Below are 24161 nucleotides of genomic sequence, written 5' to 3'. Positions count from 1 at the left end.
CAATGTGAATAGTGAACATGCAATAAAAGGTGTCTTTTTTGATGTAGATGATACGTTGTATGACCATATGGGACCGCTGCGTCACACCTTGCGCGAGGTGTTGAAGCTGCCAGAGGATTATCCATATGAAGAGATCTATCATCGCTTTCGATATTACAGCGATATCTTGTCCGCGCAGCAGGAAGGCTCATTTTCCGAAGATAATATAGAAGCTCTAGAGGATATCCGTGTAAGCCGATTCATCCTGACACTGAAGGAGTTTGGCATTGAGATTGATGATGAACAGGCTCGTAGGCTTCAGGACGATTATATCGGCAGACAGTACGATATTGAGATGTTCGAAGGCGCTGAGGAACTGATCGATCAACTGATGGCTGCGGGATATGTCGTTGGCATCATTACAAACGGCTTGGAAGAACATCAATTCAAGAAGATCAGCGCCATGTCGCTGGACAAGCGCATACCTCTCGAGCGAATATTTGTGTCTGGAGCTGTAGGGTGGGATAAGCCTGATGTACGGTTATTTGCCCATGTAAATGAGAAAACAGGGGTATCAGCATCCAACAGCATCTATGTGGGGGATTCCTGGCGCAATGATGTGATGGGTACGAAGGGTACAGGCTGGACCATGATCTGGTTTAATCATCGGCAGGTTGAACCGGAATCGGATTATAAGCCGCAGTACGCAGCTAAGAGCTATGAGGAGATACGCCGCATTCTGCTAGGCGGCTAATTCAATCTATCGGCGGATAGATGAAGCCATCCCATCGATATTGCGTCGATAGTCAAGAGGTGTATATGAAAGTAAAGACTAGTATATGGAATGATAGCCCTTTCATTTCTATACTTAAGATGTGAAGTAAAGCAGTGATACCAAATATGCTGCTTATTACGAAACATGACGGAGGGGTTATATGAAGAGAAAGTGGAGTATGCTTCTAATCTGCACACTGGTACTCAGCTTAGCCATGACAGCATGTGGACAATCGACAGAGTCTAAGACGCCAGAAGGAGAGAAGCAGTCAGAAACGAAGTCGTCTCAAACAGAAACAAAAGACGAAAAAGACACAGGAGTAATTGAAGTATCGACGGTTTCTCCAAGTGACCAATATTTAAAGTTTGACCCAGGTGAGAGCTTTGAGAAGAACGCCGTATATGATGCGTACGAGAAAGACATCGGTGTAAAGATTACAAATAAGTGGATAGCCGACAGCAGTCAGTTCAATGAGAAAGTGAAGATGGCGATCGCTTCCAATGATCTGCCTGACTTCTTCCCAGTCAATGCTACTCAATTAAAAGAGCTTACGGAAAACGATATGATCATGGATATCACCGAAGTATATGATCAATATGCCACAGAACAAACGAAGAAGTTCATGTCGATGGACGGCGGTATGCAGTTGAAGTCGGCTACGTTCGATGGCAAGTTGATGGGAATTCCGAGATCTTATAATCCTTACAACATGCAGTATATTTATATTCGTACCGATTGGATGAAACAACTGGGGCTGTCAGAGCCTAAAACAATGGATGACTTGCTCAAAATTGCGGAAGCGTTTGCAACCAAAGATCCAGGCGGTACAGGCAAATCGTACGGATTGGCGGTCAGTAAGAATCCATTCGATCAAAATACAGGTGTAACTGGACTTATTGGTTTCATGAACAGCTACCACGCTTATATTAACATGTGGCTTGATGATGGCAAAGGCGGATTAATGAACAGCGATATCCAGCCGGAAATGAAGAATGCTCTAGCTGCACTGCAGGATATGTTCAAGCGAGGTCTGATTGACCCTGAATTTGCCGTTAAGGATGTAGAAAAAGAAGCTGAGCTCGTATATAACGGCAACATCGGTATGGTATACGGCGCTTTCTGGACACCGGCACAGCTTGTTAAAGGCGCTGTAAAGGACGGAAAAGTCGTTCAAGAATGGGGCGTATTCCCGATCCCTTCGATTGACGACAAAGGCGCAAGCACGCAGATCGGATTAGGCGCTGATGAATATTATGTCATCGCGAAGGATGCAAAGCATCCTGAGGGCGTCATTAAGCTGTTGAATCAATACATCGTTGTTGAAAGCAATCCGACAGAAGAACAGAAGGTATATGAATTCGGTAAAGACCGTGTGGAGAAAGGCAGCAACTACTGGCTGCTTAGCCCGCTTCGAGTTGGCAGTCAATTCGATGACAACGGTGTAATTCTGCCGGAGGCAATTGCGAATCGCGACGAGAGCATCTTGAAGACCAAGGATCAAAAAACTCGCTATGCTCGTGCGATGAAATATGTTGATGGCGATACGAGCATGTGGTGGGAATACCTGATCTCCGGACCAAATGGCGCATCCTCGCATATTCCGAAGGTCAAGGAGGAGAACCGTTTCCTTCAAAATAAATTCTATGGAGCACCGACTCCTGGTATGGTTGAGCGCCAAGAGATTCTGAACAAGAAGCGCGATGAAGTGTTCAACAAGATTATTATGAACCAAGTTTCGGTTGATGAATTCGATAAATTCGTAGAAGATTGGAAGAAGCTTGGCGGAGACGAAATTACTAAAGAAGTGAACGAATGGTACGCTAGTGTCAAATAAATGAACTAGTAATGTGGAGGGGTTGGAGCAATAGCAATCCCTCTTTCTATTCCAGAGAGGTGATCAGCATGCATGCTTTGAAACGGATGTGGAAGAAGGAATGGCCGCTTCATGTGATGTTAATTCCGGGATTGGTCATGATCTTCATATTCAGCTATATTCCGATGGCTGGTATTATCATGGCCTTTCAGAAATATGTACCGAATAAAGGCTTGTTCGGTTCACCCTTTGTCGGGTGGAAAAACTTTGAATTCTTGCTTCAGTATCCCGATATCGGGCAGATATTTTTCAATACCGTATATATTGCTGCTATGAAAATTATTGCTGGACTCGTTGTGCCAATCACGATTGCGATTCTGCTAAACGAGATACGAAAAGAATGGGTAAAAAGAACGTTTCAGACGCTAGTTTATTTACCTCACTTTTTATCTTGGGTATTGTTAAGCGGTATATTGATCGATATTCTATCTCCTTCTTCTGGTATTTTGAACCAAGCACTCGGCCTGTTCGGTATAGATCCGATATTCTTCTTGGGCGATAACGATTGGTTCCCGTACGTCATGGTGATATCTGACGTTTGGAAGGAGTTTGGCTTCGGCACGATTGTCTATCTGGCCGCACTTACCGGCATTAACCCATCACTATATGAAGCCGCAGAGATCGATGGGGCTGGACGCTTCAAACAGACCTTGCATGTGACGTTGCCAGGCATGATGCCGATCATTGTCTTAATGCTTACCTTGAATATCGGGAATGTTCTCAATGCCGGCTTCGATCAGATCTTCAACCTCTACAGTCCTACCGTGTATGAAAGCGGGGATATTATCGATACTTTCGTCTATCGGTTGGGTATTGAGCAGTCGCAGTTTGGCTTAGCTACAGCCGTAGGGCTGTTGAAGTCAGTCGTTTCGTTTATATTCATGTCGATCTCGTATTTCTTAGCTTATCGTGTAGCGAATTATCGCATCTTCTAATCGTGTTGCGACTAATTCAGAAGGAGGCCACAGCATGGTTTCGAACAAAACATGGAGTAGAAAGCTGTTTCTCGTATGCAATTACATATTTTTAGGGGGGGTATCCTTTTTATGCCTAACGCCTCTAATTCATATATTGGCAATCTCTTTCAGTTCAGGATCTGCAGCTGCTTCGGGCCAGGTTTTACTATGGCCGATAGAATTCACAACAGCAGCGTATGAAAATGTGTTTGGTAAACCCGAATACCTGCGTGCATTCTGGGTATCGATTCAACGGGTAATATTAGGAACATCGCTTAGTATGCTGCTGACGATTATAACCGCCTACCCATTATCTAAGGATAATAAACAGCTTCGAATGCGTACGTTGTATGCCTGGATATTCGTATTTACAATATTGTTCAATGGCGGACTTGTTCCGACGTACCTGACCATTAAGTCGTTGGGAATGATTGATACGATCTGGGCGCTGGTACTGCCAGGAGCAGTTCAGGTATTCAATATCATATTGCTTCTTAACTTCTATCGCAATCTGCCGAAGGAGCTGGAGGAATCCTCTAGAATTGACGGCGCGGGGCATTTTAAAACATTGTGGAAAATCTATGTGCCATTGTCCCTGCCAGCACTGGCGACGACAGGCCTCTTTACAGTGGTGGGTCATTGGAACAGCTGGTTCGACGGCATGATCTATATGAACCATCCCGATAATTATCCGCTGCAAACCTTCTTGCAGACCATTATTATCAACTTGGATTTCCGATTTATCAAAGCAGAGAATGCTGAGTTGATGCTTCAGCTGTCCGACCGTACGAGCAGAGCGGCGCAAATCTTTGTAGCTGCATTCCCAATCCTAATCGTTTATCCGTTCCTGCAGAAGTTCTTCATTAAAGGAATTGTGATGGGGAGTGTCAAAGAATAATATAGGGGTTTTATTACATTATCGCAGGAGAACTTACGATGAAAAGTCACATCTTTTTTCGCGATTCCTCTATATTTAAGAAGATTATGGCGGCCTTTCTGGCTGCCTTGCTGCCTCTTATGGTCATTACGTGGACGATCAACGACCAAGGCTCGAAATACATACGCAAGGAAATTTCAGATTCTATCTTGAACACGACTCGGTTCTATCTGGGTTCGTTGGAGAAGGAAGCGGATCGGATCAGCCGCTATTTGCCGAACTACGTCATGGACGATGATCTGATGGAGATTGCTACTACAGGCAATGACATGAGTCCATACGAACGCACGCTCAAAATACTAGACATTCAAAAGCGTCTGGATCTGATGAAGAACTCAAGTCCCTTCATCAAGGAAGCGAAGGCATACGTACCGCTCATCGAGCGTACAATCTACAGCCTGAATTACGAAACTTCTGTTGATAGTGAAGAATATCGCGCGATGCAGCAGAGCACGAAGCTGTATGAAGAACCGTTTATATACTGGAACGATCGGTTGTTTATCAGCATGCAGTACCCTGCCCATACGTCACGGAAGCCCATATACATCGTAGGGGTTGAACTGTCTACTAACAAGATTAAAGAGACACTGGCTCAGATCATTGGCACACGAGGCGGTCAGAGTGCGCTTCTCAATCTGGATCAAGATTGGGAGATCGTTAGCGGCTCTGATGAAGGACTGCTTGAGGAAATGAAGAGCTTTGCCATGGAGAAACAAACCGCCGAATCCGTTGAGGGATACGAAACATTGGAGTATGATGGAAATAGATACTTGACCGTCTATAAGTATTCCAAGCTATGGAATTCGTATTCTGTAACGTGTATTCCGGAATCGAATATTTTAGGTCCACTGGAAAAGTATCGTTTCTGGTTTTGGTTAGCATGTGCACTCGCTGTGTTCATTGTCTTTTTCTTCTCATACTTTTTGTTGCGGCTTATCTATCGACCGCTTATGCAGCTGGTTCATTCGTTCAGACGCGTCCAACAGAATAAGCTGGAATTAATCCCGATTGATCGGGGACATGATGAGTTCGGCTATTTATATCATGCCTTTAACAATACCGTTCGTTCTTTAAAGACGCTAATCGAGGAAAATTATGAGCAGCAAATTCGTAACCAGCGTTCAGAGCTGAAACGATTGCAGTCGCAGATCAATCCTCATTTCTTATACAATTGCTTCTTTGTGTTATGCCGTCTAATTAAGTCCGAGAAACAGAAGGAGAAAGCATATCAATTCTGCCTCTATATCGGACAGTATTTTCAATTTATAACACGAAACGCCGAGGACGAAATACCGCTTTCGCTTGAGGTAGAGCATTCTCGCACGTATGTAGAAATGCAAAAGATCTGTTACGGTGAACGCATTCATGTTCAATTTGAGGGAGATGTCCCCGAGATGATCGTTCCACGACTCATATTGCAGCCTATTATTGAAAACGCTTATGCGCATTCGCTGGGCAATATGGTTCGAAAAGGAGAGCTATGGGTCCATAGTGATCAAAAGGGAGACGTTCTATCCATTTATGTTGAGGATAATGGTGACAGCGTAAGTGATGAGGAAATAGAGAAGCTTAATGATCGTCTGCGGCAATCTGCTAATCGTATTGAAGAGACGACAGGACTCATAAATGTTCATCGCAGAGTACAGCTTCGTTATGGAGAGGATTATGGAGTATCGATATCACGTTCTGTTCTAGGAGGAATGAAGGTAACCATTAATCTTAGCGTGAGCTAAAGGGGGAACCAACATGTACCGTTTACTGCTCGTTGACGATCTACCGATTATCGTCGACGGCCTTCTTGAGCTGTTCGAGCAAACCGATCATCTGAGTCTCGATGTATTGAAGGCTTATTCAGGCGAAGAAGCGTTAGAAATTATGAATCAGAATAAGGTAGACATCGTCATTTCCGATATCAAGATGCCTGGCCTCGAAGGGATTGAATTGCTGAGGGAGATCAAATCCCGATGGCCTTCGTGTAAGGTCATTTTCCTGACTGGGTATAATGATTTTCAATATGCTAGAAGCGCTCTTACCTACGGCGGCTTTGAGTACATATTGAAAGTAGAAAGTGACGAGAAAATTATCGAGACTGTTGAGCGAGCGATTGAAAAGCTTGAAGAGGAAAATGTACAGCAGAAGATTATCGCTCAAGCGCATTCCAATATGAGGCTGGCGCTGCCTTCACTGCAGAAAGAGTATATGTGGAGCTTGCTTCAAGGCAAGCATGTGACGAAAGATCAATTGAAGGAAGCATTTACCGAGATTCATATTCCATTGGATGCGGAGATGCCGGTCTACTTGCTGCTTGGCAGAGTAGACGTCTGGAAAGAGAAGTTTACGACGGCTGATAAAGCCCTTCTAACTTATGCTTTTCAAAATATAGCCGACGAATATTTGTCTGGGCAAGTACGCTGCTATTCCTGTGTATACGATTTGTCTAAGATCGTCTGGCTTATTCAACCTATTAGCAAAGTGCAGCTTAATGGAGACGATGGCTCGTTGGAATGGACTCGAGCTCACCGCTCTGCAAGCAGCATTCTTGCGACCGTACAAGGAACTTGTAAGAGAATGCTCGGGCTGTCTGTTTCTTTTGTTCTTGGAAGCGAGTGGCTGCCATGGGATCATCTATCCGATAAATTTCAATCGATTAAGTATGGTTTTGTTTACGGTTACGGCTGGTCCAGCGAGGTTATTATGACCGATGAGGACATTCGTAAAGAAATAGAGAGCGTTAGTACGGGTACCGATCATGATGTGTTTTTTCATACGCGTGTTCAATTGTTGATGACCTGTCTGGAGAACAATCATCGGGAACAATTCAATAAGCTGTTTGTCGAATTGACAGCCATCTGGAGTGATCCGATGGCATCTTATGAGCGGAAGGCAGAATTGTACCATTCACTGTCTGCTGTATTTTTGTTCTATATCAATAAGCATCGGGATCTCCGCGATTATGTCAATAGTCTGCTGGATCTGGATAGTTTGTTTCAGCCCAGCGATTCGGCCTCTTGGTCGGATCTTACGCAATATTTTTGGCAGTTGGCTGATTGTTTGTTGGAATGGAATGCATCTAATGCCACACATTCGCCGACTGAAGTGGTGACGAAGGTCCATAGTTACATCGAAGAGAATATAGCATCAGACATTTCTTTGAATGCGCTTGCAGATTATGTAGGCCTAAATCCATCTTACTTGTCCAGATTGTACAAACAGATCACGGGGATTGGCCTGTCTAAATATATCACGGATTACCGAACCTTAGCCGCGAAGGAAATGCTCTTGAATACATCCAAGAAAGTGAATGAAGTAGCCTCTGCGCTTGGCTATAACTCCGCGCTTGCGTTCATTCGCTTCTTCAAGAAGCAAAACGGAATGACTCCACAGGAATATAGAGGGGTACGTTCGGAGGCGCAGCATCAAGGTCAATAAATGTATATCAAATGTCAGCAGCAGTCTCTTTATCCCGTATAAGTGTTTTACTAGAATAGTAGTATGCACAGTGAACTCGGTAAGGAGGAGCAGAATTGAAAAAGATAACAGCAGTTATTCTAGGGATCGGCAGTAGAGGACGTTATATTTATGGGCCGTATGCAGAAAAATTTCCGAATGAATTAGAATTTGTCGCTGTGGCTGAGCCTGACGAGGAACGAAGAAATCAGTTTGCGAGCATTCACAATATTGCTCCCGAATATGTATATGATTCATGGGAGAAAGCATTCGATCGTGGACGGATGGCCGATGTAATGATTGTTAGTACACTTGATCATATGCATTATGTGCCGGCTATGAAAGCCATGGAGCTAGGTTATCATGTCCTGCTGGAGAAGCCGATGTCGCCTTCGAAGGATGAATGCATTCGTCTGGAACAGGCATCGCATGAGCATGAAAGGCTGCTGGTTGTCAGTCATGTACTGAGATATGCTCCTTTCTGGTCAGGGATAAAGAGATGCATAGAGGATGGAGAGCTGGGTACAGTAGCAACCATTCAATTAACGGAGAATGTGGGCTTCCTACATATGGCACACAGCTATGTTCGCGGGAATTGGCGTAATTCGGATGAAACGAGCCCAATGATATTAGCGAAGTCATGCCACGACCTTGATCTGATATCTTGGCTGATGGGGCAGCCGTGCACAAGTGTAAGCTCATACGGCAACCTGATGCATTTCCGAGCTGAGAACGCTCCTGAAGGATCCGTTGACCGCTGCATTAATGGCTGTGAAGTTGAGAAGGAGTGTCCGTTTTCCGCGTTGAAGATGTATATTCAGCCTCCAGACCATCCATGGGCGCGATATATGACAAATGATCTGTCTCAGGAGGGTATCCTGAAGGCTATTCAGGAAGGACCGTTCGGTCGTTGTGTCTATCGCTGCGATAATAATGTTGTCGATCATCAGATCGTCAATATGGAATTTGCGAACGGCGCGAATGCCTCCTTCATCATGTCAGGACTGACACAGAGTGGAACCCGCCGCGTTCAGATCATGGGGACAAGAGGCGAGATTATCGGAGATATGGATGAAGGCTCCTTCACCTTATATCGATATGCGACAGGGGAGAAGCTGGACATTCAGTGCAATACGAAGGGTGACGGACATGGAGGCGGCGATGAACGGATGGTTAGCACGTTCTTGAAGGATGTCAGAAGCTTTGAGCTTCATCCTGCTCAAGGATTGACTTCCGCGACAGCATCCTTGCAAAGTCATTTGATGGCATTTGCTGCAGAGCAATCCAGATTGAACGGTGGACAGCCGATCCGTATAGGGGAATAACGGAATAGGTAGCAGAACGACTGCTTTTCGATATTGAATCGAGGAGCAGTCTTTTTTGTATTGATGGTGCTGTTTCTGAGTTTACATATGCAGCAAAAAACCGACAGTCCACCAGAAGGGAGCTGTCGGTCCAATGAGAACCTACTTCTTATAGGCTTGGTACATCGCTTCGAGCAATGTATGTGTGCCGTCACATGTGTATTCCCAGAACATAATGCCGCCGAGGCCATGCTCTTTGATGTAGTTGCACTTATGAGTCAGTGACTCGGGATCATCGTATGTGATGAATGAGCTGCCGTCATAGAGATAAGGAGCCTTCGCTTCGTCATCCCAGTGACGAACGAATCCGTTCTTGTTGATGTAATCAGCATCAAGCTTAGTATAGTCTGGTCCGTAACCGCCTGATGAAGCTGTCATTTGCAAATAGCCATTGTTCAGGTTCGGAACATCCTTCCACATTCTAGAGTAGAATGCAGCGCCAATAACAATCTTCTCACGAGGTACACCTGCGTTGATGAATAGACGAACCGATGCGTCAACGCTGATGCGGAACAGATCGCCTGTAGATGAATACAGGTTCGTATGATGACCAGTCAGCGTCTGGAAGCCGCCGCGCATATCATAAGTCATCAATTGAATAAAGTCCAGATACTGTGCAATAACGTCCATTTCTGTACCATCAATGTAGTATTGATCTGCACCGGCAGCGATCGTCAGCAGATAGTGGCGTCCATCTTCTTGACCTTGACGATCTAATGTTTCACGAAGAAGCTTCAACAATGCTGTGAAGTTCTGCTTGTCATCCGGGCTGGAAGCGATGCCTGCTACAGCATAGCAAGGGTACTCCCAGTCCAGATCAATTCCGTCAAATGGAGCAGCCTTCAGCACTTCTAGTGCGGATTCGGCAAAGCTCTGTCTTCCTTCCGGAGTCGAAGCTGCTTCAGAGAAGCCGCCAGCGCTCCAGCCGCCGACAGACAACAGAATTTGCAAGTTCGGATTATGAGACTTAAGAACGGCCAGTTCTTTCAAGTTAGCTAGGTGCTCGATCGAGATTCGATCGTTCTTAACGTGACCAAATGCAACGTTCAGGTGAGTTAGCTTAGCTGCGTCTTCAGCCGTTACTTGTGGGAGAATAGAATCACCGGCATATCCAGCGAGAATAGGGCTGTTCGTATTCATATTCTTTTGACCTCTCATTTCGTAATGTAGTGATGAGTTAACGGTAACACTAGTGTTGAAAAATGAAGCGATTACATATCGCTAGTGGCATTATATCATTTGTTTAACAGTTAGGGTATACAATTATGGAAAGTGTTTCTGGTTATTTACGGAAATCCGCCCTCGTTCAAGGGCGGATAGTCTGCGCTTATACATAACTTTTCAGTTTGCTGTTAAAATGCTTGCGAAGCCCTTCTCCTAGCACGTTAAAGGTTAGAATCGTGTACATGATGGCAACCGCTGGGTAGAAGATGAATTCGAATTTACTTAGGAATATATCTCTTCTATTTTCTGCTAATAGAGATACCCAGTTGTTGCTAGTGTTTAAGAACTGCATCGACATAACGTAAACTTCAACCCATTCATGCGTAAGGAAGATGCCGAGCACGCCGAGTTGTCCAATCAGCAGGGTGACCTTACCTAAATCGACGCAAAAGTTAACGATTAACTCCGGGCCAAGCGCAGGCAGGTAATAGCTTCTAGCCATCCGGGAATTGCTTAATCCGAGTACGACACCTGCTTCAACAAACGGCTGCAGCGACACATGATGCGCCTGCTGCTGCACAATATAGGCAACTCGTCCAACTTCAAGCAGCGCTAGAATGAAGATAACCCACAGCAGTCGGTTAGGTGACAACAACAAGAATGGTAAATTAATTAATAGAATAGCTGAAAAAATAGTAGGCAAATAAGAGAAGAATTGATTCATGCCTGACGTTATGAAATGAAATGGGCCTTTATTGCGATAGGACAATAACCCTAATGGAACTGCGATCAGGTATCGAACCAGTGCTACAGCAAATATGATAAATACGGTTTCTTTGGTCCCAACAATAAGCTTGCTTAGATTGTCTACCCCTTCCGCGTCTGAACCAATCGGGTTCAGCTCAGAAGGCGGATAAGGCGGAAGCATTAAATGATCGTCTGCCGTCCAACGGTGCTTTTCCGGTGTCAGCTCGCGATCGACAAATGGCAAGTAAGGACCTGCAAACATCACAAACACTAGAAGCGCAAGCATCGCTCCACCGATCCATAATGTCACATTTTTCATCTCTGACGCCTCCTTTATCTTGGACCTACGAAGCGCTTGGCTGCTTGGCTAATGAGTTGTACAAACAGTATTAGGACCATAAAGCAAAATGAAATGCCGATAATCATGCCTGGGTTATAATTGGTTCCTGTGCCGAAAGAGCTGCTGTAATCAAGAGCTCGGAACATCCGATATGCAAGACCCGGATAGTTGGTAAAGTACTCAACCATCAGCAGGTTAGATAGAATATAAACAAATAATGGTGATAGATGAGTTAGAATCGTGGAGAAACAGTTGGCTAACATATGCTTGTACAAGATGAGAAATTCAGATATCCCTTTAGCGCGCGCAACCAGTATGTATAGTTGACCTTCCTGGGTGGCGAGCGACGCGCTCGTAATTCTAGCGATATATATGACAGGATAGATGGCAACCAAGATGGATGGCAGGATGAAATCATACCACTCACCCTGAGCGAAGAAAGGGATCACACGCACCTTTTTGATCAGAAACCATTGGATCAGCAATATAAGCAGAAAGTCTGGTATCGACTGAAAGAACCAGGTGAACCAATTGCCGAATACATTGAACTTTGTCTTCGATAGCTTATAATCTACTATGCCTTTCCATACGCCTAGCAGATATCCAATTATAAGTGCGAATAATATAATGAGTATGCTTTTTTGGAAAGCGGACCAAATGATCGATTCCGTCGTTATTTCAGTATGAGCAAGCTTTCCTAGACTTTTATTCTCCAAGACATCACTGAAGAAAGCGACGATGTTGTTGGTATAATCCTCGATGTTTACTTTATACTCGTCAGCAACAAAGCCGTATCCTTGAATCTTAACGGCCATATCACGGGGGAACAACACAATTAAGATAACGAGTATAAATGAAAGCATGCTAATGAAGAGTGATTTTAGCATTTGTTTTCTGAGTTCCATCGAATCCTCCTGTGTTATTGGGGAAATATTGTATTTCAATAGATTATACTGGTAAATATAGTAATAATCCAGTGACAATAATATGTAAACTATTTCAATAAAAAAGCCATCCCACAGGATGACTTTTTCTTTTTCTTGGTCTGAATCCATTAACCTTTGCTCGGTTCATCAGGGTTCAACAAGCTTGTTTGCAGTTGTTCAATAAACTGTTTAACTCGATGCATATCCATCTGATAGTAGATACGGTTCGCTTGTTTCTCGATTGTAATAAAGCCGCTGTTGATCAACGAATTCATATGATGAGAAATGGTGGCGGTTGTCAGATTAAGACGCTCTGCCAGCTCCTGTCCATAGGCCGAGTTGTTGCGAATCGACTTGAGGATCGCAAATTTGCTCGTATCGCTTAACGATTTCAGCATCTTGCAGAGCTTCTCGTCACTTACCACATGTTCTACCGACGCGGCGAGATGCTCAAACAGCACGCCTAAGAATAGGTAATCCGTATCAGATTCCTCTTGACCTTCCGGATTCATGCTTGTCAGCATATTGCAGCCCATAATATACGGGATCACATATATATGTTCAATTGGCCCCAGTTTGATATGAAAGTTTTCCTGCAGCAAGCTTTCTGGGTTATGCTGAGCGATTTTATGGTAAGTGGTATAGAATTCCGACAGCATCGGCTGCAGAGCAGACAGCTTCTGTTCGTACAGCATAATCGCCTGCTCCAGAATAGCTAACAGCTCTTTGAGATAGCGTTCAAAGTTCTGATAGATGAGCATGCAGAGCCATTTGTCCTGAGCTTCGAGCTCTAAGGATTCAATTACATGGAACAGGTCTGCTTCGCTCTTGATGTCAGGAAGTGAGGTACTGCCGCCGACTCCTGAAATAGTATCTACCAGACATTTTGCGTATGGTGTCAACACATCTTGTTTGGTAAGCGATCGGATCTGTTTGATCTGTTCTTCCGAATTGAGCACATTCAGATGGTGCTTATTCATGAGGAGCAGATGGGCTATTGTCCATTTCGCATGACCTTTCTCTGTGAAGAAATAGTCAATTCGATCTTGGGGCACATCCAGATTGTGATAAACATGCTCTCCAAGCGCAATAATGTGTGCAAATGGTTCGTTAAGATCCGTTTCATCCAGATTGTATTTGTGAACAAAGTTTTCTTTAAGCTTTCGATGTTCATCATGATTCGTATATCGATAGAGCAGTTCAACGCATTCAACTAATGTATTGGGTTGCTGCAGCACTGTAATTTTCATACACAAGCTCCTTTACAACTGCTTTAGTACTTTAATAGAAAGCATACCAATAAACAGGGCAATTGTAAAAATGCCTACCACAGCAAACAGCTGAGGCAAAGACATGAATATCATGGAGCCTGCCACTAGCAAGGAACCTAACGGAGCAGTCGAGTTGGCTATAGCATTGAATATTGCGCCGACCCTAGAGATATAAGCCTCTTCGATATGCTGCATAAAGGATACTTGAATGACGGACAAGATAAAGGATGCAAATAAGCCAAACAAGAACATCGATAATGCGAGCAGCACATAGGTCAACATTTCATTCTGATTGATATAGGGGATAACTACCCATAACAAATAGCAAAGTCCGACCATTGCTCCGCCGAAGATAAATAGAGTGCGTCCCGTATAATGCTTTTTTAGGAATGGATATAGGAAAGCCCCTATTCCGAATCCTGCAGTTGTTCCTATGCCTCCAACGGACATTCCGATTGAACTGAGTCCGAGCACCCCCGTGGTGTAAGGAGCTGACATCGAGCTAATGGGAATGAGAGCTAGATTAATTAGACCGCCGAGGAGGCATATAGCGAATACAACCCGTGCTTGCTTCAAATACGCAAATCCGTCAGCCAAAGTGTTGATATATGATTTCATATCAATGCTGATAGATTTTCGTTCTTCTGCAGGCGTACGAATGAATAGAATGATGATTGCAGATGTGAAGAAGGTGATGGCGTCGATCAGGATCGCAGTTCCTATTCCGAACAAGCCAATAATAGCGCCGGCAGCAGCCAAGCCAACAATTTCGATCGTCTTGCTCAAGGTTGAGTTAAGGGATAATCCATGTGTGTAGTATTCTTTGTCCAGAATCTTTGGAACAACAGCGAGACCGGCAGGGATGCGGAAGGATTCTAGGGTGGAGTTGATGAAAGTGAGCAGGAGCAGTATCCAAGGGCTGAGAATACCAGCTAAGAGCAATAAGGCAGTTAATCCGACAACGACGCCGCGGCCGATATCGCAGATCACCATCGTATACTTCTTGTTCAACCCCTCAACAATGGCGCCGGCGAAAGGCTGAAACAATATGGTAGGTAAAGCATTAATGCCAAACACGAGTGCAACCCATGATGCGGAGCCTGTAATCTGATACACCATTAAGGAGAATGCAATCATATCGATGGAGTCCCCAAAACGATTCACTACATTAGCGCCGATCATCTTTAAGTATTGGCGCTGTGTTAATAGATCCTTGTATGATTTTCCTTTTACTAAGCTTTGTTCCATGATCATCTAACCACCTTTCTAGATGTAAGTAAAACATTATATTAGATGCGTGTCAATCATTTAATTAGATGTATGTCTATAGTTGGGTGAGTATCTATACTGATAGAAATGTTGTGAATGTATTTTCCACTTTTGTTCATCAAAATAAAGAATATTTCTATTTTTGATTGCATTTTGATAGCGCTCGCATATAATTTAATTAGGCAATGGTTTAATAGTTGAAATACTTTTATTCATACTTATCAAGAAGAAATGAATGCGCATGTAGGCACGCCTTCCACATGGCATTGCGGCAGGTGCATTAAGAGAATAAAAATAATCATATAGTGGAGATGTAATTATATGACGACAAGCTGTCAAGTATTGAAGAAGATAGAGAAGAAATTAATTGTTTCCTGTCAGGCATTGCCTGAGGAACCCTTGCATAGCTCGTTTATCATGGGAAGAATGGCTTATGCGGCTAAGCTGGGTGGAGCGGCAGGCATACGAGCGAACAGCGTTGAAGATATTCAAGAGATCAAGAAGCAGGTTGATTTGCCGATCATCGGGATCATCAAGCAGGTGTATGGTAACTGCGATGTGTTTATTACGCCAACTGCTAAGGAAGTCGATGCGCTGTATCACGAGGGCGTTGATATTATCGCGATGGATGCTACAGATCGAATTAGGCCGGATGGCTCTACGATAACCGAGTTATTTCCTGAATTGAAGTGGAAGTACAAGGATCAATTATTTATGGCGGACTGCTCCACTTACGAAGAAGCGGCTCATGCAGTGGAGCTCGGATTTGATTGTGTGGGCACAACTTTAAGTGGATATACCGCTGCCACTAAAGGGAGAGCCCTGCCTGATTATGAAATGGCAGAGAGAATAATCCATTCCCTTTCCATTCCTTTTATCGCAGAAGGAGGCATTACTACTCCGGAACAATTAAGGAAGATGTTTGAACTGGGCGCACACTCAGCAGTTGTGGGCTCGGCTATTACAAGACCGATGGAGATTACGAAGAGATTCATTCAGGCTATTCATTAAGCTGCAGCACATCTCTCATGATGAGGAGAGGAGAAATGAGATTATGAAATGGGTAGCCGTTGATATCGGCGGAACGAACACCAAGATCTGTATCTGTGACGAACGAGGGAATATAGAACAGTTCTCAGAGTATGAAACAGAGAGCCATAAAGGTGGGCAGCGTGTCATCGACAAGCTTCTGGAACAGATTGCGACATATCAAGATTACGATGCAATCGCGATCAGCACCGCCGGTCAGGTGAACGCTGAGGAAGGTTACATAGTTTACGCGAACGAGAATATACCCGGATATACGGGGATGAAGATTAAAGAAATCGTTGAGGCGAAATTCAACAAGCCTGTTAAGGTAGAAAATGATGTGAACGCAGCTGCTTTAGGGGAAGCGCACTTCGGCGCGGCTAAAGCATTCGATGATTTCTTATGTCTAACGTTTGGGACAGGGATCGGCGGCGCCATCGTGATCAATCGGAAAATATACAAGGGTGCCAATGGCGTAGCGGCTGAGTTTGGTCATATCTTTACTCATCCATTGACGGATCATACGACAACAGGCAGGAAGCCTTACTATGAAGCCTTTGCGTCAACAACTGCTTTGGTGCAGCAGGCCGCGCATGTGGATCCCGAGTGTGTAAATGGAAGAATTCTATTTCATAAAATTGACCAGGGTAACGAGCAGCTGCAGCAGGTTTTGGATCGGTGGATGGATGAAGTGGCTATTGGCCTAGCTTCACTTGTTCATATCTTCAATCCGTCGGCCATCGTTGTTGGCGGCGGTGTAATGGAGCAGGAAGAGCTTGTTCGCATGATAGAAGCGAGAATGAAGTTGCTTGTTATGGAGAGCTTCCGGGATGTGAAGCTGCTAAGAGCATCACTTGGCAACAAGGCGGGTGTGTTAGGAGCTGTGTCGTTATTTTTGCGAGACGAGATATGATTATTAGAGAGGGACTATCCTATTAGCAATATGCTAAAAGGGTAGTCCCTTTAGTTTGCTTGCTGCTTTAGTCTGACATGATGAAGCGGAGACTCATGGCTCTAATCGGTACCATTTAGAAACAGTATGGGTCTTATAGAATCCGAATTTGAGATAGAGTCGGTAAGCCGCAGGATTAGCTGAAGATACAGTCAGGCTTAACTTGTTATATCCCGCTGATTGTACAGATGCCAGTATATATTCTAACGCTGCAGTGCCTAATCCTTTACCGCGGTACGGAGATGTGATTCCAATCGAGCTAAGCACAGCTTTATGATCCTTATAGGAGATTTCGACTATTCCGACAGGCTCACCGTTAAACATAAGCAATCCTGCGTGAATTTGAGAATCGCTCATCATTCTGGCTGTATCCTGATCGTCACATGTTGCCGAATTCGGCACATGATAGAAGCATTCATTATCCAGCTCTATATACCGCTCCTTATTATGATCCGTTAACTCTTCGATTGAAATGCCGCACGTTGAGCAATGGGTGACCTCAAATTGAGATAGATCCTTACTTAAATAGTCCATGTCGCTGTCATATAGGAACGAATAATCTATCGTGCTGATCATGTCGGAGCCAGGTTCGATGCGTTCATCTTTAATCGTCAGATAGATGCTGTTCGCGCCAGCCAATCGTAAGTCTCGTACTGCTTGGTCTATGACGAGGTTTCGATCTTCAATTGAGCACTTAGCGATAGCGATATAAGCCTTTCCTTTAGCTGCGATTTCTTTGAAAATGATCGTGTAGTCCAACTCTTCTTCCGTGATGTGCACGATGTCGTTGCTCATGTCAGCGTCTCCCATTGCGCCCACATTTCTCGTGGGTTCAACTCGTATACTTCTTTCTCACGGAACATGAACTGATGCATGATGAATTCTCTGCGTATGGTCGCGAAGTCCGCGTGATACTGCTTGATGAACTCATTAACTTCCTTCTCGGTATACGTTCTGCCCATTTCCAGTTGAGAGACCATGTGTTCTAGTACGATCAGCTTCTTCTTCAACTGACTAGGCACATTCTTGAGCTTCCCATCTGTTGTATAGAAGTTCTTGATCACGGATTGCTTTATTCGTTCATTCGTATCATCCATAAGCTCTGGTTCTCCTTTGTTATGTTTGTAAATTAAATTTAGTGCCCCGTTGGCGCTATTCTTTATAAAATAATGATTCAGTGAAAAGTAGATTGTGTTCTTATCTCTGCGTTCGTTGATCAAGCTCGCAGCACGTAATTTTGCGGCATGATGTGTGATCGTTGCAGGGGTTACGCAGAGCTTCTCAGCCAACACTTGTCCGTTTAATTCTCCGTCAGCCAGTAGAATGAGCATCTTGATTCGTGTTGGATCGGCCATTGCCTTGTGGTATGCGACAACCTTATCCATTTGCATGAGTGGAATTCACTCCTTAGATGTAATTTAACGAATATCTAATTAGATGTTTGTTAAAATAGATATTAAATCATTAGGAAATGATTGTCAACTGGTTGTGGGTGTAATTGAACATAAAAAACTGCCCAGCTTATGATGAATAACATCATACAGGACAGTTTCTTTCGTAACTTAACGTTTTTTTAGCTAAATCTAAGTCGAGTCGTATCACGGTAATGCTCTAGTTTAGTCTTTAATCCTTCATACCACTCGGGTACTGCGTCAGCTTCGATGTTACTATTCTCTAGCGCCCATAACAGTCTGGAGAATCCAAACAAGGCTTCGAATCTCTGAAATAGAGGGAACTGCCGCAGAGTATCTTCCGTCAACGGCAATATTGAACGATATCCCTGCAGAAAATAATCGATCTTCTCCTGTGCAGCCGGATCATTAGCTCCCGTTAGATCCGTTAGATCGCGAATCGCGGATACAATATCCATCCCGAACCAATGATACATCGAATCGTCGAAGTCGATAACTTCGTATCGGTGAGCCTGCTCATTCCATAGTACATTATCGAGCTCAAAGTCATAGTGAATGAGTCCATAACATTCCCTCGACACCGGCAATGAGTGCAGCGAATCACGCAAATCCTCTAATTCTCGCATCGCTTCCTGTTCTGAAGGGTGTTGAAGCAGAATATGTTGTACGGCTTGAAGTACGTCATCCACGCTTCTGCGTCTTATGTTGGAAGGCTCATAAGATTGAGATATGGCATGTAGAGAAGCAAGTGATGCTCCCCATAGGGTTGCCTGCTCAACTGTGATCGTCGCAGCGTCCAATGGTCTGCCATGGGCTTGACTGAATACGACACCGAAATAAGTTCCAGCTTCCGTGCTGACTGTTTCAATCCATTTTCCGTTGATGGAGCTAATAGGCTGGGCACACGGATAACCATGTTTATCTAGATGCAGCAAATAATCTAGTTCAGCTTGTATCTGTTCGATCGAGTGATCCTGCTCGGACGAGAACCTTAGAAAGTACCTTTGCTGCTGCTGTTCAAATACATACACAAAATTCGTGCTGGCGCGCCAGAAGCGCAGGGTGCCATCGTCATGGCTCCAATGCTTGATCAGGTTTAACGCGACTGTGTCGTTGGATAGTCCTGTGACCATCGTTTTTAAATTCATCATGGCTCATCTTCCTCCCATTACCATGCGAGAGGACAGCATGCTGTTATGAAGCTTGACCTCTCTCTGGTGTGCTAGATTGAAACCCATTCTTCTTCAAAATAGCGTCACTCCCTTCTCGAAGCTAAGGTATGGTTATGGCATTGGCATTGTGCCAAGATCTAACATATAACGAAATCTTACTTTTGTAAGTAGAGAGAATAACTTATACGAATTTTTTCCATAGTAGTTGGGGGGGAGTTAGTGACGGATTGCTAGTTAACTGTAGGGAGAGTCTTTTTGATTAGCTGTTGAGGTGGACTTGATGAGATATATCCTAGAGAGTGTTTGACCATTATCCCTTTGAATCAGGAAGATGGAAGGTTACTGGCTTAGCAGCGAAGGATGTGTCTCGACATAGTCCGTTGTAGGATGGATATGTCCTGGGTGCGTTTGACCATTATCCCGTAGAGTCAGGAAGAAGAAAGGTTACTCATTCAGCAGCGAAGGATGGGTGACTCGGTATAGTCCGTTGTAGGATGGATATGTCCTGGGTGCGTTTGACCATTATCCCTTTGAATCAGGAAGAAGAAAGGTTACTCATTCAGCAGCGAAGGATGGGTGACTCGGTATAGTCCGTTGTAGGATGGATATGTCCTGGGTGCGTTTGACCATTATCCCATTGAGTCAGGAAGAAGAAAGATTACACACTTAGCAGCAAAGAGTAGGGTGACTCGGTGAAGTCCATTGTAGGATGGATATCCTGAGCGAGTGGGAGAGTAGCCAGATGTGCTGAGGAGAGATATGTAGCCGAGAGAGGAACTAGCGATACGAAGGAAACTAGAAGTGAACACGACCTGAGCGAGTGGGAGAATAGCCAGATGTGCTGAGGAGAGATATGTAGCCGAGAGAGGAACTAGTGATACGAAGGGAACTAGAAGTGAACAAGACCTGAGCGAGTGGGAGAGTAGCCAGATGTGTTGCGGAGAGATATGTAGCCGAGAGAGGAACAAGCGATACGAAGGAAACTAGAAGTGAACACGACCTGAGCGAGTGGGAGAATAGCCAGATGTGCTGAGGAGAGATATGTAGCCGAGAGAGGAACTAGTGATACGAAGGGAACTAGAAGTGAACAAGACCTGAGCGAGTGGGAGAGTAGCCAGATGTGTTGCGGAGAGATATGTAGCCGAGAGAGGAACAAGCGATACGAAGGAAACTAGAAGTGAACACGACCTGAGCCCATGGGAGTGCGGTCAAAAGGTGTTCACAAAGAGGCAATATTGCCGGATAAACTTTAAGCTTCGCTTGAACCGGCGTCTCTTTTGTTGCAAATAGTTGTAACAAAGATCCTATATTATGGAACGCTGTGGCCATACAATCGTATACAAGATTATAAATCAACTTAGGAGTGATTGGTAATGAACAGACCAGGCTGTATTAAGTGTGGATGTCCGGATGCGGATCAGAAAGAAGTGGCGATGACAGGGACGGGATTATCGAAGATGTTTGATATTCAACATAATCAGTTTGTAGTTGTGTCTTGCAGAAACTGCGGCTACTCCGAATTTTATAACAAAAAATCATCTACAGGCAGCAATATTCTCGATCTATTCTTTGGTTAATCTGACGATCAGGTAGGGCAGAGAACTGTGCTCTGCGATTAGTAGAAGGCCGTGGGCTTATAGCTTGCGGCCTTTATTGTTTATTGTGGACATATTAAAAACCACCCCATTACAGCGGATTGCTGAATAAGGTGGTGTAAATGTAAGAAATTCAATTCTATCTTACTTCCTTGCCGAAAGGCATTAGAGATAGTTTAGCAAGCTTCAATGATTGCAATGCGAATGGGAAGCCGATAATGGTGATCGTCAAGAAGAAGGCGCTGACCAAATTTGCAATCGCGAGCACCAAGCCGCCGAATACAAGCCATAATATGTTGAGAAGAAGGCTGCCAGTGCTATCGTTGACCGTAACGATTTCTTTGCCAAAGGGAGCAAGCTGAAGCTTAGCCAACTTAAAGCATTGCAAGCCGATAGGAAGACCAATGATCGTGATGCTCCAAAGGCAGCCGATTAGCAGCCAGCCTAAAGAGTTAAATAGCCCTCCGAATATAAACCAGATAATATTACCCAAACAACTCACAATATTCACCCCTAGTATTATATATGTGCTATCTATATCTCATGAAAATAGGGTACTCTTCACAGGGAACACCGTCAAGTATCTAATGAGCAGCGCATGGTTCGCATCGTTTCTGTAAAGCTATATCTCTCGTATAACTGTATCGCTGGGGTATTCTCTGACAGCACATCTAACTCGATATAATCTAGATTGCGCCGCTTAGCCCATTGCTTGGCAGCTTCAAGCAGATGTGTGCCAAGACCTTGACTCCGATAACGATTCGTAATAACGAGATCGGTCAAATAAGCATAACGCTGATACGTGGCCTGATCATGGCTCGGGGTATCAAGTTCCTGGACAAGGACAAAGCCGATGATGCGCTCTGAATCTTCTAATAATAGAAATGATGCATTTTCCGCAATGATCATATTGGCAATAAACGCATCGTCCTGTGCAGCAGGGCTCAAATAGCTTGGTTGAAGCTCCGTCATATCTGCTATCAGCTCAAGATAGAGCTCTTTAATTGAAGGAATATCATAGGTGTGCGCTAATCGAATATTCATGTAGGCTCCTTCGAGAACATCTTTTTATTTATGTGGTGGCTGCTATTATTTCTTTACATCTGTTATGCATGTTAATATCTTCTTCATTATACATGACCACCTGATTCTTGCCGCGTGCTTTAGCCTCGTAGAGGGCGGCATCCGCCATCTTGAGCAGATCATCAGGTTCCAGATCGCTTGCCGGAATACCATGATACATGCCTGTACTTATCGTTACATATGCAGAAGGTGTCTTAGTCTGATTCATGATCTTCAATTGATGGACTTCTGTGCGAATCAGTTCAGCAACCTGATATGCCTGTTCTGAATTGAGCTCAGTCAGCAGTATTGTAAATTCTTCACCGCCATAGCGAAATGAACATGCCGATAAACCTTCCGTACATTTTAACATTACTTCAGCTACTTGCTCGATACAGCCATCGCCTGCTTTATGCCCATAATAATCATTAAATGTTTTGAAATTATCGATATCAATCATGAGCACAGTGATCGGAGAACAGTCGGATCTGCATTTCTCCCACTCTTTTAGTAATGCAGCATCTAGAAATCTTCGATTATATAAGTCGGACAGCGGGTCTGTAACGGCTAATTTTTGAAGCTCCTGATTCAGCCTATCCAGCTTGTTATTCTGTTTAATAATGATCTGCCTATTATTGAATTCTACAGTCATATTGTAATAACGAGATATAGAGATCGATATCGCGATAAGGACGGCAAAAGTTGTGTTGATATAATTGCCAGAGTTGTCTGCATCAACTCGCTGAAACGTTTCGAAGAAGTTCCATAGGATAGCTTGATTGATCGTAAATAATAGAATAGCTGACCGTGGTCTTATATAGATGGTAGCCGCTATTGAAATCGTAATAATAAGGTACACGTGAACACTATCCGTATTTCTTAAATCAAGCAGTGTAATGCTTGTCCCCCATAAAGCTAAAAATGAAACAAAGATAACCGCAAAGCTTCTCATGATTGGGCTGCTTGTTATGTTACGCTTGCTTATGGAATGAGCAATGATCAAGAAGATGATGCTTATGGTAAATAACAGCACGTACAGTGTTAGATAGGCATTGCCAGGGAAGCTGTTGATGCGGTCGGTTCTAACAAACACAAGGTATAGAATATTATAAAGCTCATACAACGCGATAAGCGGCAGCAGAAACTTGCCGATCCATACATTCTTCTTGAATAATTCGTGGCTGAATTCTTCTTTCAATTGTTTTGGAATCGATAAGAAAGACGTAGCCAATAGTGCTTTCAGGTTCATGTGCTGCAGCTCCCTAGCATATGTATGCTGTTCAAAATGATCATCAATTTATTAACGTCAATTATTCGTGTATGAATCTTGAAGTGCTGTGCCGATGAGGTAGGTACTGTGACGATCTGAATGGTGCATTACGCCTAATTCTATATAGTCCCGGCTCTTATGTAAAGGAGAAATTACCTATTATTTAACAAACCAATTTCATAAATAAAAAAGCCGATATCCTCGGCGGAGGCATATCGGCTGATAGCGCAATTATTTAAATTCCAGTATCTCAATAACATTACCGAAGGGGTCACGAATTGCGGAATACTTGCCTGGAGGACAATCGAGAGGAGTATCGTATATGATATCGATGCCCAGCTCCTTATATTCAGCAAGTGTTTCGAGTAGATTAAGCGTTTGGATCCCCATCACAACCTGCGCTTCGAGCGGATATTGTGTGGTAGTAGCACGCTCCACCTTATTTAATATAATCGGAATTCCTTCATGCTTCAAGCTGATGATGCACTCGTCATATACTTTTGAAACTTCAAAGCCCAACTTCTCACAGTAAAATTGAAGCGCTGCCTCCATATCAGGCACATTAATGGATATGACGCATAGATTCGGCATTAGGTATAACCTCCTATCTTAATCATGCAT

At 43.9% G+C, this 24161-nt stretch carries 22 protein-coding genes; 10 read left to right on the top strand and 12 right to left on the bottom strand.

Going from position 1 to position 24161, the window contains the following annotated elements:
* The first annotated feature begins 4 nt into the window (after window positions 1–4).
* From ACXX53_RS03215 to ACXX53_RS03185, 7 genes are all read left to right on the top strand, one after another.
* Window positions 5–733, top strand: coding sequence for an HAD family hydrolase (locus ACXX53_RS03215; RefSeq protein ID WP_458567148.1), 729 nt, complete (start codon window positions 5–7; stop codon window positions 731–733).
* A 181-nt stretch (window positions 734–914) separates the two neighbouring features.
* The gene (locus tag ACXX53_RS03210) at window positions 915–2588 is read left to right on the top strand and encodes an extracellular solute-binding protein (protein ID WP_458567147.1); all 1674 of its coding nucleotides are present in this window, start codon (window positions 915–917) and stop codon (window positions 2586–2588) included.
* 68 nt (window positions 2589–2656) lie between these two features.
* Complete coding sequence (locus tag ACXX53_RS03205) at window positions 2657–3562, top strand: ABC transporter permease (protein ID WP_458567146.1); 906 nt, start codon at window positions 2657–2659, stop codon at window positions 3560–3562.
* Between the two features lie 34 nt (window positions 3563–3596).
* The gene (locus ACXX53_RS03200) at window positions 3597–4481 is read left to right on the top strand and encodes a carbohydrate ABC transporter permease (RefSeq protein ID WP_458567145.1); all 885 of its coding nucleotides are present in this window, start codon (window positions 3597–3599) and stop codon (window positions 4479–4481) included.
* A 38-nt stretch (window positions 4482–4519) separates the two neighbouring features.
* Window positions 4520–6253 (top strand): sensor histidine kinase, encoded by a 1734-nt coding sequence (locus ACXX53_RS03195; protein WP_458567144.1) that lies wholly within the window; start codon window positions 4520–4522, stop codon window positions 6251–6253.
* A gap of 13 nt (window positions 6254–6266) precedes the next feature.
* Window positions 6267–7949 carry a response regulator transcription factor gene (locus ACXX53_RS03190; RefSeq protein ID WP_458567143.1) on the top strand — a complete coding sequence of 561 codons (1683 nt, stop codon included), beginning with the start codon at window positions 6267–6269 and terminating at the stop codon, window positions 7947–7949.
* Between the two features lie 95 nt (window positions 7950–8044).
* Window positions 8045–9292 carry a Gfo/Idh/MocA family protein gene (locus ACXX53_RS03185; RefSeq protein ID WP_458567142.1) on the top strand — a complete coding sequence of 416 codons (1248 nt, stop codon included), beginning with the start codon at window positions 8045–8047 and terminating at the stop codon, window positions 9290–9292.
* 141 nt (window positions 9293–9433) lie between these two features.
* Here ACXX53_RS03185 and ACXX53_RS03180 read toward each other — a convergent pair whose 3' ends face one another.
* From ACXX53_RS03180 to ACXX53_RS03160, 5 genes are all read right to left on the bottom strand, one after another.
* Window positions 9434–10471, bottom strand: a complete 1038-nt coding sequence (locus ACXX53_RS03180) for a glycoside hydrolase family 18 protein (RefSeq protein WP_458567141.1) — start codon at window positions 10469–10471, stop codon at window positions 9434–9436.
* 187 nt (window positions 10472–10658) lie between these two features.
* Entirely contained in the window at window positions 10659–11561 is a 903-nt protein-coding gene (locus tag ACXX53_RS03175) for an ABC transporter permease (protein WP_458567140.1), read from the bottom strand.
* Window positions 11562–11575: 14 nt separating this feature from the next.
* Window positions 11576–12487, bottom strand: coding sequence for an ABC transporter permease subunit (locus ACXX53_RS03170; protein ID WP_458567139.1), 912 nt, complete (start codon window positions 12485–12487; stop codon window positions 11576–11578).
* A 149-nt stretch (window positions 12488–12636) separates the two neighbouring features.
* Window positions 12637–13758: an ArsR/SmtB family transcription factor gene (locus ACXX53_RS03165; protein WP_458567138.1), complete on the bottom strand. Its 1122-nt coding sequence runs from the start codon at window positions 13756–13758 to the stop codon at window positions 12637–12639.
* A 12-nt stretch (window positions 13759–13770) separates the two neighbouring features.
* Window positions 13771–15027, bottom strand: coding sequence for an MFS transporter (locus ACXX53_RS03160; protein WP_458567137.1), 1257 nt, complete (start codon window positions 15025–15027; stop codon window positions 13771–13773).
* Window positions 15028–15369: 342 nt separating this feature from the next.
* Here ACXX53_RS03160 and ACXX53_RS03155 point away from each other — a divergent pair, with 342 nt between their 5' ends.
* Together ACXX53_RS03155 and ACXX53_RS03150 are read left to right on the top strand one after the other, a co-directional pair.
* Window positions 15370–16059 (top strand): N-acetylmannosamine-6-phosphate 2-epimerase, encoded by a 690-nt coding sequence (locus ACXX53_RS03155; protein WP_458567136.1) that lies wholly within the window; start codon window positions 15370–15372, stop codon window positions 16057–16059.
* A gap of 43 nt (window positions 16060–16102) precedes the next feature.
* On the top strand, window positions 16103–16990 hold the full coding sequence (locus ACXX53_RS03150) for an ROK family protein (RefSeq protein WP_458567135.1): 888 nt from the start codon (window positions 16103–16105) through the stop codon (window positions 16988–16990).
* A gap of 93 nt (window positions 16991–17083) precedes the next feature.
* Here the strand turns inward: ACXX53_RS03150 and ACXX53_RS03145 are convergent, their stop codons facing one another.
* From ACXX53_RS03145 to ACXX53_RS03135, 3 genes are all read right to left on the bottom strand, one after another.
* A complete protein-coding gene (locus tag ACXX53_RS03145) occupies window positions 17084–17824 on the bottom strand; it encodes a GNAT family N-acetyltransferase (protein ID WP_458567134.1) in 741 nt (246 codons plus the stop codon).
* Window positions 17821–18420, bottom strand: coding sequence for a DUF2087 domain-containing protein (locus ACXX53_RS03140; RefSeq protein ID WP_458567133.1), 600 nt, complete (start codon window positions 18418–18420; stop codon window positions 17821–17823). The genes ACXX53_RS03145 and ACXX53_RS03140 overlap by 4 nt, the downstream gene beginning before the upstream one ends.
* A 182-nt stretch (window positions 18421–18602) precedes the next feature.
* Entirely contained in the window at window positions 18603–19592 is a 990-nt protein-coding gene (locus ACXX53_RS03135) for a phosphotransferase enzyme family protein (protein ID WP_458567132.1), read from the bottom strand.
* Window positions 19593–20986: 1394 nt separating this feature from the next.
* Between ACXX53_RS03135 and ACXX53_RS03130 the strand changes: the two genes are divergently transcribed.
* Complete coding sequence (locus tag ACXX53_RS03130; protein ID WP_458567131.1) at window positions 20987–21190, top strand: zinc ribbon domain-containing protein; 204 nt, start codon at window positions 20987–20989, stop codon at window positions 21188–21190.
* Window positions 21191–21347: 157 nt separating this feature from the next.
* Here ACXX53_RS03130 and ACXX53_RS03125 read toward each other — a convergent pair whose 3' ends face one another.
* From ACXX53_RS03125 to ACXX53_RS03110, 4 genes are all read right to left on the bottom strand, one after another.
* Window positions 21348–21710 carry a YccF domain-containing protein gene (locus ACXX53_RS03125; protein WP_458567130.1) on the bottom strand — a complete coding sequence of 121 codons (363 nt, stop codon included), beginning with the start codon at window positions 21708–21710 and terminating at the stop codon, window positions 21348–21350.
* A 74-nt stretch (window positions 21711–21784) separates the two neighbouring features.
* Window positions 21785–22252: an N-acetyltransferase family protein gene (locus ACXX53_RS03120; RefSeq protein ID WP_458567129.1), complete on the bottom strand. Its 468-nt coding sequence runs from the start codon at window positions 22250–22252 to the stop codon at window positions 21785–21787.
* Between the two features lie 28 nt (window positions 22253–22280).
* Complete coding sequence (locus ACXX53_RS03115; protein WP_458567128.1) at window positions 22281–23519, bottom strand: GGDEF domain-containing protein; 1239 nt, start codon at window positions 23517–23519, stop codon at window positions 22281–22283.
* 252 nt (window positions 23520–23771) lie between these two features.
* Window positions 23772–24131, bottom strand: coding sequence for a VOC family protein (locus tag ACXX53_RS03110; RefSeq protein ID WP_458567127.1), 360 nt, complete (start codon window positions 24129–24131; stop codon window positions 23772–23774).
* Window positions 24132–24161 lie beyond the last annotated feature (30 nt).

Source organism: Paenibacillus marinisediminis, from assembly GCF_054343325.1.
Note: the sequence above shows the minus strand (reverse complement) of the source record. Positions and strands in the feature narration are given on the sequence as shown.